Below are 12,612 nucleotides of genomic sequence, written 5' to 3'. Positions count from 1 at the left end.
TGATTTGCAGACCTCACTCCCATTTCGGAGATTGATTATGTTTCACAACTCACGATTGACTAAGGCTTCGCTCGGGCTTGTTCTAGGTCTGGCGGCCAGCAGCGTTTTCGCAGCCATCACCCCACAACAAGCCGAACAACTGAAAACCACCCTGACCCCCATGGGCGCCGAGCGGGCCGGCAACGCCGCCGGCACCATCCCGGCCTGGACGGGCGGCATCACCAAAGCCCCGGCCGGCTACAAACCGGGTCAGCATCACCCTGATCCGTACGCGGCGGACAAACCGTTGTTCACCATCACCAAAGCCAATCTCGACCAATACAAAGCCCACCTCAGCCCGGGCCAGATCGCGCTGTTCAACAGCTACCCCGACACCTTCCAGATGCCGATCTACCCGTCCCGTCGCTCCGGCTCGGCACCGCAGTGGCTGTACGACAACACCTTGAAAAACGCGACCTCGGCGAAACTGCTCGAAGGCGGCAGCGGCTTCTCCGACGCTTACGGCGGTGTACCGTTTCCAGTGCCGAAAGACGGCGTCGAAGTGCTGTGGAACCACATCACCCGCTATCGCGGCATCTACGTCGTGCGCCGCGCTTCCGAAGCGCCGGTACAGCGCAACGGCAGCTTCGCGTTGGTGACCTCGCAGCAGGAAGCGCTATTCAACTACTACCGCCCGAACGGCCAGTTCGCCGACCTGAAAAACATCCTGTTCTACTACCTCGCCTTCGTAAAAAGTCCGGCGCGACTGGCCGGTGGTGCAGCCCTCGTTCACGAAACCCTCGACCAGCTCAAAGACCCGCGCCAGGCCTGGGTCTACGACGCCGGCCAACGCCGCGTACGTCGCGCGCCAAATCTCGCGTACGACACGCCGATCTCATCCTCCGATGGCCTGCGCACCGCTGACGACACCGACCTGTTCAACGGCTCGCCGGATCGCTACGAGTGGAAGCTCAAGGGCAAACAGGAAATCTACATTCCCTACAACAACTACAAAGTCTCCAGCCCCGACGTGAAGTACGCGCAACTGCTCACCCCGGGCCACCTCAACCCGCAATACACCCGCTACGAACTGCATCGGGTCTGGGTGGTGGAAGGCAACCTGAAACCAGGTTCGCGACACATCTATTCCAAACGCGTGCTGTTCCTCGATGAAGACAGTTGGGGTGCTGCGCTGGTCGATCAATACGACGGGCGAGGGGAGTTGTGGCGCGTGTCGATGGCCTACCTGAAAAACTTCTACGACCTGCCGACCACGTGGAGTGCGCTGGACGTTTTCCATGATTTGCAAGCCCGCCGTTACTACGTGCAGAACCTCGACAACGAAGAAGCCGAGACCGTGGATTTCGCCCAGCCGGTGCCCGAGGATGCGTACTTTATGCCGTCGGCGTTGCGCCAGCGCGGCACGCGATAACCGACTTGGAACCAGGCCATGCCTCGTGCAGGGCATGACCTGGGCCAACTCGATCAAGGCAGAACGCTTAATCAGAACCGCTTGAAGTAGTTCGCGGGGAACATGTTGCCTATGTCATGAGCCAGCCGGGTTTCAATCTCAATCTGGTTGAGATGCCCCACGGGGACTTCAGCGAAATTGAAGAAATTGAAGCCGTCGCTGATGTTGATGTCGCTGGACTGCTGTTGGGAAGTCAGTTGATGCCATATCCAGGTACTTGAAGCCCCGGTTGAATAGGCCTGCACCAACTGGTCGTTAACCAGCGTCGGATTTTGTTGCGGCTGTTGCGCATACAGCGGCGCGAGCGCAGCGACGTCAGCCATGGCAATTTCATACGCCGGATCTTGTGGCATACGCGGTGTGACGTTGAGGCTTGAAGCTACTTGGGGGTAGCGACTCTCCGAAAGCAAGTGCGGCATCGGATAAATCACCCAAGGATCGATGACCAGCGGATCCAGGCCAGGGTCACCCAGTAACGTGAATCTGTGTCCGGGAATTTCCGAGAGGTGAACGGGAAGTAGCTGGCTGTTGCGTGCTGAGGATGAGAGCAGGCTGGAACTGACGACAGCGTATTCATCGCAATTGCCGGTCGCAGCGGCCACTGCGTGTTGTGCCCAGGGCTGCACGGCCGATGGTTGCCCGACGTTGGCGCGCAGGGCATTGGTCATTGTCGAGGACAGCTCCAGACTATTGGAAATGGCGCCGATCTGATTGCCTGGGCCGTTTGAAAGTAATGAGCGTGTCGTCCAGATCGTGTCATAGGCCAGTCTGTAACGCTCAAGATCGCCAGGATCCAGATACGCGCTGGAAGCGCTGTGCGCAACCGAAGCGCGTGTAGCCGCCGGGGCCGGGGCAGTGGGCTGGGTACTGAAAGTGCCGACTTCATACTTGAAGAGGCCGGCGTGATCCTTGTACCGCAGTGGGTTGTTGGCGACGAACGCATACAGATTCAACCCGTCTACCCTCCCGGCCGGATCCGCACTGATCCAGCGTTGGAGCCAGGGCGCGTAGTAACGCGAGCCGTAGTAATACAGCCCGCTGGCATCGCGCTCTTTGCCGGAGTAGCGAACGGTGCGGTAGTTGGCCACGATTTCGCTCCGTGCCGCCCGCCAAGCGGTCGAACCAAAAGGGTAATAACCTTCCTCGCTGATGCGTTGGCCGCCGCCATCGAGTTCCAGTGTGGTGCAGGCGGGATGGTCATTAAAGGTGTATCGCAGAGCACCATTGTTGATGGCGTCGGGGCGGCCTTTTTTCCAGTACAGACACGTGACCTGGCACGCTCCCGCATCGACGGTGATGACATCAAGCGTTGACCTGCTGTCAGTGCGCACTTCCAGTCCCGGCAAATAAAGCGTCTGGCGCAGATGTGTGGTGGCGTGGGCTTTTCGAATTTGACGTTTGCGTACGCGTTGACCATTGGCGTCGTAGAGATAGGTTTCCTGGTCGGCGTCGCCATCGGCCCGTTCGATCACCGCAACACGTTGCAGTTGGTTGCGGTTATTCCACTCCAGCGGTTGGCCCGGTTGCAGGGCGAGTTGGTTGCCATTGGTGTCGAAGCCATTGTCGAGATCGGGTGGGACATCGCCCTTTTTCCTGCGCAGGGCGCGGTTACTGCCGGCGGCGACTTGCAGGGCGCGGGTGTAGTTGTTGCCTTCAGATTGATGCCGCAACGTTATGAGGTTGCCACGCGCGTCGTAGCTGTATCGCTGAATGAAATTGACCAAACGACTGAGGTCGCCGGACGCAGGGAGCCAGGCAGGGAGCGACGCTTGCACGCGCGCGCCTTTTATCTCCCGTCCTGTCGCCTGGATCAGTTGATAAAGGCTGTCGTACTCATAAGTACTGACGGGGAGGATGCGCTGGTTAGTGTGGTGTTGCTCGGCCTTGCTGCTATCCGTAACGCTCACGATATTGCCGACCCGATCGTAGTCGACGTGCATTGATTGCAGGATTCGACCATCGGCCGTGGCCACCTTGCGTTCCTTCACCCAGCCATTGGCGGGCTGGTAAGACGTCTGCTGGGTGATTTTGCCACCGACATTCTGCGAAGTGATCTGCCCCTGCTCGTTGTAGGTCACCTGGTCGAGAATCAGCGTTTGCCCGGTGTCATCGTGCTTTTGCAACGTGATTTTCTTCAGCTGGCCCGCCACATCGAATTCACGACGCTGGATATGCCCGCTGGCGTCTTTTTGCATTCGCAGCTCACCCGTCACAGCGTACTCCCAGGCTGTCGAGAAGCCGGGACCACTTTCCAGCAGGGTTTCCCGCTCTTCAGGGATTTTTGGCCAGCCCCCCGTGAGCGGCTGTTTCAGCAAACGCCGGGTTTCGCCAATCAGGTTGCCATGCAGATCGTACTCCGCCAACGCTCGACTGCCGGCGCTATCGTCATGACGAACCAGACGGCCGCACAGGTTGTAGCGCGCATTGTCGGCCGAGCCGTCGGCGTAGGCCAAGCGCTCCATGACTTGTTGTGGGCCTGCGTTGTGTTGCTCGTGGATCACTACCGGACGCATCAGGCTATCGTGTTCGAACTGCCAGTGACTGCCGCGCGCATCCCACTTTTCCTCAAGTTGCCCAGCCTCCCCGAACAGGCTGACGCACCAGCCGGCATCAGCGCTTCGGGTCAGCAGGATTGCGCCGGACAGGCTGGTGATTTCGCTGAAATCTGTGATGGAGGGACTGGCGTCGACCGTGGGTGAATGGTGCTCGACGGACTGCCGGTAGATGTCGTGCAGGCTTCTGCTGATGCGTGCCTGCGGACGGCTGAAAGGGTCATTGCACAAGTACCTGACCTGGCGGATTTGAACCCCGCGGCTATCGACGACATTCAGGGTCGGCGTATGGCGATGAAGAGCGCTCATGATGCGTCTCCCGGCTCAAGCGAAAGCGTGTTCTCGAAAGGCTTGTCGGCGTGGGTATCGTTTTCGTCCTCGCTCAGGGTGTACCAAGGGTGATAGGCATATCGGCGCTCATCACCGCTGGCATTGATGACCCTGATCAATCGCCCTGCGGGATCGTAGAATTGCTGATCGCAAAAGCCCGATGTACGTTTTATCGCGTCGTGGCTGTAGCGGTAATCGTCACTGAACCATGGCCGGTAGAGGCGGATGACTCGACCCTTGTTGTCGTATTCCACCGGTGCACTGACTCGCCAGCGTGCATCGACTTTCTGTTTGTTTTGCAGAGGCCGGCCAAAGCCGTCCTGACTGGCGATCATGATGCCGATCTGTTGCCCGGCAGCGTCCGGGTAACGATCAGCCTGCAATGCAACACTGTGCACCGGTTCACGCACGGCGTTGCTTGTCTCACGCCGCAAGTAGCGTTGCGCCGGAGTCAGGGTTGCGAGTTGCTGCAAGCGTTTGCGGGTGCTGGCGCGAATGAACCCGCCCGGGAGCAATTCGCCGGACGCGATCGCCTGATTGCGCCATTGCGACTCTTGTTCAGCATCGACAGGTGCCACCGTTCCCATCCAGCTCAGAGGGGCATAGAAGAATGCGCTGGCCGCTTGTTGCAATGCCCGCTGAGGCGACTCGATGGCGGCGACAGTTGACGTGTTCAACGGATGAGCGTCGAGCGGTTTGAAACCTTGTTGCTTGTCGACGGTGTTTTTGTACTGGCTGAGCACGCGCACGTTTCCAAAGCCATCGTAACGCGCTTCTCGGATGATGCCGTTGGGGTCGATCAGTTGGGTGGCGCTCAGGGTTCGATAGTCAATGGCGCGTGTTTGCGTGGTGCATTGATCCGGCAGCGTGATCGAAGTAATCAGGCAATGGTAACGGTCATAGCCGATCGTAGTCCGCCCCTGTTGTCTGCTGGCGCTGAACGTTTTGGGTCTGAAAAAACCGTCCGCGCCCTGGTAAGTGGTGTAATCGCGTCGCACCGACCAGAGGTCTGCGGCAATCGCCCAAGTGTCTTGCAGTGGCGGCGCGATGGTCATATTCCGGTAGCCGCTGGCTTGCAGTTTTTCGCGAATATCAACAGCACGGGGCGCGGTCTGGAGTGTGGCGAAGGCTTTCAGTGCCAAGTCGTTGATCTCGGCAGTTTCGCGATGAGCCACCAGCGCTTCGATACTTGCCTGGCCATCGGCCAATGTTTCATCAGTCTTGCTGTCGCGGTAGCGCAGCACCGACAGAGCGGTCAAAACGCGTAAGGTTTTCCAGCGAGCGGTGGCGCTCAGTTTCAGCATGCTCTCATGGTTGATGCCGGCGGGGTCGAGTCCGTCGGGGAGTGGCGACTTGGGCAATCTCAAGGCATGGGCGCATTGTAGATACGGCAATCCCAGGCGATGGCTCTGCCCTGCATCCAGATGAATGAAGCGTTCTCGGTTTTCCTGCACGTAGTAAAACTGCTGTTGATCGTCATGCGCATCACGCCACCATTGTTGTTGCCACTCATCAGTGAAGGGACTGGCATCAGTGGCCTGTTTGCGTCGGGCATAACGGATCTCCATGGAGTGGGTGGTAAGCCCGTACTGATCCCATTGCAGATTGAGTGTATGGCGGCATTGCGGATCATCGGCGATCCGCTCGTATTCAAGGCGCACCGTTTCGGCAAGTACGGGGTGCACGATGGAACAGGGACTGTGCTTGCCGCGTCCCCGGAGTTCGTTCAGTTGATAACGATACGTCTGCACTGAATAAGGAACTACTGATCGCGCATCGGCATCGCGGGCGTAAGTTTCTTCACGGAGGACGCTGCCCGCTAACGCGATGGCCATCTCACGCTGACGGGATTTCCAGTGGGCTGTCGCCGCCTTGCGTTTGTGGGTGTCGGGAGACCAGCTTTCGCCTGTGTTCTGAATGGCAGGTTTCAAGGCGACCGCGTCTTTGTCACGCCAGTCCGAAACCGGCAACAGTGGATCAATGGTGTCACCGCTGTGGAACCAGGTTTTGCTGAGCATTGGCGGGGTATGAGCGCTGTAGGGGCTGGATCCGCTCTCGAGGCTGTCTGTCTGTTCAAGCAATCCGAAACCGCGGAACTCACGCTCTTTGCTGTCGTAGGCTGCGCGTCGGTAAGTGAAATGGCGGGTCAATCGATTGTCGGTAATTTCGTCGTGCACGGTCTGCTCCTTGACCACGGGTAACGGAAACGGCAATCGACAGAGCGTTTTTTGGTTTTTCTCCAGTAACTGTTTTTTCTCATCCAGCCACTCCTGGGCCGAACTGCGATAGCGGATGCTGTGAATGGCGCCCATGTTGTTGTCGGTTGTACCGAGCAAGTACGGTTTACCGTTCACGAAGTCATAGCGCCAATACCTCGTCGCGCTTCCCGGTATCTCGATCACCAGGCTGGAGCAACCGGTTCCCTGCAGGTCGGCTGCCCTCACCTGACAGAAACGATCCAGGTGCAGGCCATTGGGCCAAGGCAATTTGATCGGTGCCGCCAGTCCGTTGCCAAAGCAGTTCATGAAAATACGGGCACCATCGGCTTGCAGATAGATCAGGTCGGTGGCGCCACTGCCATCCAGGTCAGCCAGCAAAATGCGCGATGCATCGAAAGATTCGTAGGCAAAATCAAGTGGGGCAATGACCCGGCCTGTGCCGAATCGGCCTCGTCCAAGATTCGGCCAGCACTTCATTTCGTTGTGACGAATGCGCACCAGATGTTGCTGGCCGCTGCCCAGCACATCGCTGAAGGCCACCAGTTCGCTGGGGGAGTGGTTGTCACTGGGCAAGTCATCGTCATCAGGCATGCGCAGTATGTCGGTTGCCGTTTTGAACCCTGCCTTGCCCAGGCTGGCATTCAGCCTCACGCTGCGGGGGCCGATGATGGCCAGATCGCCGAGGCCCGTCCCCATCAGATCGACCAACTGTCCGTTGGCCTGGAAAAACTCTGTGGGGAATGCCTCAAAAGGCGTGAATCCCGACCATTTGCCCCCAGCATCCAGGGTGAAAAAGCCGCTGATGCCGGGTTTGAGCATTAGCCAGTCCGGCCGTTCATTGCCGGTGAAATGGCCAAGGATTTGCCGGACAGATTTGTCGGTGTCAGCGACGGGGATGCGTGGCAGTAATTGCGCAGGCAGATAGTCCACGCGATCGCTGCCGTCTTCATGACGTTTGGGGGCTCGGTAATACCATGCTTTTTCAGTCCGCTGAAGAATCCCCGGCAGACCCTCGCCGTACAGGTCGACAAACTGGAACAAGGGCGGATGTTGCAGCGTGTTCAGCACTTCGAAGGGCTGGAACCGGTTTGTCTCGGGTTGCCAGTCAAACGGGGTGTAGGAGAACTCGAGCGGAGGCAGGTAATCGGTATTGCCGTCACTGCCATAGGCCTGATTGAACACGGCGGTCAGCAAACTACAGGACAGGGGCGAGGTCTGGTACTCGAACAAAGTGCGGCGTACCAGTACCGGGCCGCTGGTCATTTTTTCTTCATCGGGGAAATGGTGAAACATCAGCACCTGCCGGCACAGGCGTGTGGTGCGCAGCTCAAAACCATAGCGAAAGTCCGAGAACGGATCTGGACGCTCCTCTACGATGGCTCGCCCGGCGACGTCAGGTTTGTCCTCCAGCGTGGCCGCACGTTCGCCGTAGTCGAAACATAACTCGAAATGGCAGAGTCGATCCGTGGCGGATGGATGGGTGAATGCGTAAAGCTGTGGAGCACCAGTGACGTTGCCATAGCGCACACGGGTCAAGTAACACTGGATGCCTGTAGCGAGGGGCTCGGTGCTGTACTCGTAAACGATGTGTTCGCCGTGGGCATTCATGCTTTCTTCAAGCAACCATTCCGCAACGTGGTCAGGGTGGGCCGGATCAGCGCGGCGTGCCGACGGTGTTTTGCCATAGACGTGCTGGTGGCCATCCGCGCTGCCTACCAGCCAGAACCCGACCGGGTTATCAGCGCTCGCCCAGTGTTCGATGCGGTCGAAGCCGCGCTCGACCCGGGGGCGGTAGCGCACCACGGTATGAACGGGGTTTGTCGTATCGTCAGCGTAGTGTTTCCGGGTGGATTCGATCGCACCGCTGTCCTTGTTCCGGTCGGGCATCCAGACCGTGCCTTCGGGGCCGACGAACAAATCCTCATCGTTGTATGCCGGTACGCCCAGGCTGGTGCGCCGGGATATGGTCGGCACTGGCAGGTACCAACCCAGGCCGAATATCCCATTGCCGTGGCTGGAGCTGTAGCGTAAGGACAGTGCTGGCGCATAACCGCGACCTGCCGAGATCGGCAAGGCGATTTCGCAGGTGGCCGCGCCGCTGGAACCGACCGTGCCGATGTCCGCGCCGAGCGATTGAATCGCACCGCCTCCCTTGGGTAGCGACTGCGGCGTTGCAATGAGTTGAGGGTCTTGGGTCATGGCGTGAGCCCTCCGACCCTGGCGGTGTAGCGCAGGTGAACGATGACATCGGTGAGCGATTCGAGCATGGCTTTTTGCGAGCGGTGATTGGGAAAGGACAACTTCCATTTCGAGACCGCACCGGTGTATTCGAATGGCAAGAAGCGCTCATCCTGAAAGTTCAGCATGAACAGGCCGCTATCATCGACGCCCGTCGACAATGCGATTTGCTGATTCAATCTTGCCTGTTTGAGGACAGTCTTGCCGTCGCCGGGCAAGACCACTTCACTCGCGGTTTGGGTCAGCGTGGCGCGGATATCTTCATAAGGGCCGACGATGGCCGGCAGCGAAACACTGATGCTTTTGATCCGGCGCAGACAGTGTCCGGGATAGTCATGGTCGAAGAGCGATTGGCTCAACTCGAACTCGCAGGATCCATTGTTCACCAGCTCAAATTTGATGCCTTGCATCGCCGGGTTGCCGCCAGCCCCGGGGACGATGTCATCCCAGGGCTTGTTGATGGATTTCGCCCCGCCTGGCAGATCGTCCTCTTTCTGCTTGAGTCGTCGCAGCGACACGGTCTTGCGAATCTCCAGTTCGCGGTCATGGCACAGCAGGTAGGCATCGTTCATCTTCAGCAACCCAAGCTTCATTCGCTCACCCGGGCCCAGACCCCGATAGGTGGTATTCCACGCCAGATGCTCAAAGAAGGGCGGGGTTGAATCGTCGGCCAGCTCATAGCGCCAACACTGTTCCGTCAGTCGGCACAGGGCGAGTGTCGAGTCATACACCTGGTAGTAGAAGCTCGAGAGCTGATTGGTGAACCACTGATAAAGCTGTGAGTTGGTAAAACGCTTGCTGAGAAAGTTGTAGGCGTTGCGGGCTTGGTTCAGTGCTGTCCGGGTTTGTCGTAATAGCAGTTGCGAGGCGGCTTCCTTTTCGGCCTCCAGCGCCAGTTGGGCATCGATCTGGGCAATTTCGAGGGTGACCTGGTCGCGGGCGAATATCCATTCCTGATGGCGGCGACGGTATTGGGCGGCGCGTTCGAGCGCTTCGCCGGTTCCGTGGGCGGCAGTGGCTGCACCCATTGCCGCTGCTGCCACAGCCATAGGGCCGCCTTCCAGACGAAATCCGCCGTCGGCCAGGCCGAAAATATTCGGTACGAGCTTCAATCCATGGCCGACGGCCTGTGCCGCATGCGCGCCAGCCTCGGCAATGCGCCCGGTCAGATGGGCAACGGCGGCGCCGACTTCTTCAGGATTGAGGACTTCATCAACCAGCTTGCTGTAGTAGTCCCGGCGTCCCTCAAGGATGGCTCTACCGGCAAGCAATGCCTCGCGGGACTTGCGGTCGATGGTCAGTGAATGCGTCTGCAGTTCGACGGCCATGTTGGCGATGTCCCAGACATGGTGTTGTTGCAGCTCCAGATAGCTGGCCTGCTCGCTACGTTCGATAAAGGACAGCAGCGTCGCGCCGAACTGGATGACACTTTCCACCGCCGTCATGGCTTGGGCGTGCATTGCGCTGAAGCGGTAGGGTGGAATCACCAGACCGGAGCGCTGGACGTTGCCGGGCTCCGCCGCTTTTGGCGGATTGGTGCTCAATGGATCGCCCGAGTCCGAAGTTGAACCGAACATTGGAGGGTTTAAGGGCCGGCCGACGATATCGAGATTGTGCCGGAGGTTGTGCAAGCGACTTTCCAGTCTGTCCCAGTGCGCGATCAATACGGGATTGAAGGGCAACCGCAGGTGCGGGGTATCGATGGTATGGATCGACGGTGGATGGGCGTAAGGTCGCACGCACACCTCAGGTGCCAGATTTTCCTGTGCCGATATGTCTTTGTTTTCGGTGCTCAGTTTTTTTTCAAAACTGCGCAGATCCGTGTTGATCTCGCTGCTGAAGTCGCCGAGGGTTATCGCGTTCCAGATGTCGGTCTGGCGGATATCCGGGCGCGGCCCGAGCAAATCCGCTGCCCGGACATACCATAGCTTTGCCTGCGATAAACCGTCCGGGGTCAACCGGCGATAGGCGGCATCGGCGCGATTGAGCAAGATGTCGATATGGAGCATGTACAAGGCTTTTCGAAAGTGCACCGGGTGACTCAGTGCGATTTGATGCGGATCCTGCGGGCCCTGAATGGCATGGCTGAGTTGCCCCGGCGCCGGAGTGCTGTAAGTCAGCGGTACTGAATTCCAGTAATCAGGGCTGCCGCCCTCGATTTTTTTACGACCGGGGTTGAACAGGTACTGCAACCAGTTTTCGGCGTGAGCGTATTGCCGCTCCTGATTGAAACGATGGGCGACCAGCCACGGCAAATAGAGAAATAGCTCGAAGAAATAACGACCGTAGGCACCATGGAAATCCATTACCCCGGCATCGCCGCCCGCCTCGAAGGGCGGCTCGGGCAAGTGCTGTGAACTCCAGCTCAGCAACTCATCCATGCTCGCTTCGGCACGTTCGATCAGGTGCCTGGCGAACGTGATATTCATTCGGATGGGCGAGCGTTTTTGCTTTTCAGTGACTGTGCTGCCGGATTCCGTGAACTCGATCTCGGATCCGGCGAAGTCGATGAACTCAGTGGTTCCTGTCTTCCCATCGAAGTGAGTGTTGATGCTGGGGGCGATGCGCTCGTTCTGAAGCGCTTCATGGAGAAATTGCAGTTGCCGTTGCTCACCCGGCGGAAAGTGCTCGGCAAGATTTCTCAGAGGAACGTCTGTGTCAGCCTCTAGCAGACCGCTTGCACGAATGTCGGATCTGGAGATGGCATCCTTGTCGATCTGCGCCGACATCCAGAGTAAATGTTTGGCAGCCTTGTTGACGTACGGCACGTCAGTGACATACAGCACGACCAACAGGCACGCATCATTCTTGTCGTAGACAGCGATAGTCTGTGTGCCCTGCAGTACTTGCTCCACACTCAGCGTGTGCATCTCTGCATGTAGCCCATAGGCTTGCACGCAGCTTGTGGGCGTACTCCAGCTTCCATCGTATTTCTTGAAACACATATTCAGACGGAATAAAGGGTTGGTCTTGGGCTTCGCTGGATCGCTGTTGCCTGAGGCCTTGTCTTGAAAGATGCATTCGGCCCAGATCACATACAGGCGCTTGTTGAACATCACGGGACGGACAGTGTGTTCAATGGCGCTTTCGGAAAAGGGCAGATCGAAGCGGTTCCAGTCCGACCAGGCCTGGGGTTCGGGCGCATCGTATTGGCTGGTCAGTGACTCAGGGACGCTAGGTCTTTTCGTCATGTCCAGTGAGCGCCAGTACCAGGTGTTCGCCGTTCTGGATCTGGCAACAAAGTAATAAGTACTGGCGCTGAAACCGCTGCCGTCGATGTAACCGTTGACGGTTTTCAGGTTTGCCACTTCTTCCAGCCTGCTCAGATAAGCCAGTACCGTGGTTTGTACAGACTCAATGCTTAACTGGTTCTGGTTGAGGTCGTTTTCCAGTTTCTTGAAGCTCTCGGTGCTGTTCTGGCGCAACGTTGGATCAAGATAGGCCGCCGGGAAATAGTGCAGGCGTTCGTTAGTTGCCCAGCCTTGGTATTCATGCATCGCCGTGCGCCAGGTTTCAATCTGGTCGGGTGCAACGATTGCCGTGTGATACCCCTGCTCCATGTTATCCAGAATGCTGTTGATGTATTGCTGCAGGCTGGCGATAGCGCAAGCCACCGGGCTGGTCGGCACGTCCTGGCTGACCAATACGTCCAGCAGCAAGTGGTGGTAGAGGTCATTGGCGGTCTTGAGCTGCGTGTTAATGTCGCCGCTGTTTGAAACGTCCGAATTGATCAAGGACAGATAGAGCCCGAGCAGCGCGTCACGCAGGCTTTCTTCAAGTTGTTTTTCGATCAGTGCTTTCATGTTCGTTCCTTGAGCATGAG

Annotated in this window: 4 protein-coding genes; 1 reads left to right on the top strand and 3 read right to left on the bottom strand. The window is 58.1% G+C overall.

All coding sequences use genetic code 11. The features are described from left to right. Positions 1-37: 37 nt before the first annotated feature. Complete coding sequence (locus ACZZ0D_RS20430) at positions 38-1,411, top strand: DUF1329 domain-containing protein (RefSeq protein WP_463554128.1); 1,374 nt, start codon at positions 38-40, stop codon at positions 1,409-1,411. A 71-nt stretch (positions 1,412-1,482) separates the two neighbouring features. Here the strand turns inward: ACZZ0D_RS20430 and ACZZ0D_RS20425 are convergent, their stop codons facing one another. Genes ACZZ0D_RS20425 through ACZZ0D_RS20415 form a run of 3 tightly spaced genes read right to left on the bottom strand, consistent with a single transcriptional unit; the run spans position 1,483 to position 12,592 of the window. Then, positions 1,483-4,311: an RHS repeat-associated core domain-containing protein gene (locus ACZZ0D_RS20425; RefSeq protein WP_463554127.1), complete on the bottom strand. Its 2,829-nt coding sequence runs from the start codon at positions 4,309-4,311 to the stop codon at positions 1,483-1,485. After that, on the bottom strand, positions 4,308-8,750 hold the full coding sequence (locus ACZZ0D_RS20420; protein WP_463554126.1) for a SpvB/TcaC N-terminal domain-containing protein: 4,443 nt from the start codon (positions 8,748-8,750) through the stop codon (positions 4,308-4,310). The genes ACZZ0D_RS20425 and ACZZ0D_RS20420 overlap by 4 nt, the downstream gene beginning before the upstream one ends. Continuing rightward, complete coding sequence (locus ACZZ0D_RS20415; RefSeq protein ID WP_463554125.1) at positions 8,747-12,592, bottom strand: Tc toxin subunit A-related protein; 3,846 nt, start codon at positions 12,590-12,592, stop codon at positions 8,747-8,749. The genes ACZZ0D_RS20420 and ACZZ0D_RS20415 overlap by 4 nt, the downstream gene beginning before the upstream one ends. Positions 12,593-12,612 lie beyond the last annotated feature (20 nt).

Source organism: Pseudomonas sp. AC193, from assembly GCF_979258075.1.
Note: the sequence above shows the minus strand (reverse complement) of the source record. Positions and strands in the feature narration are given on the sequence as shown.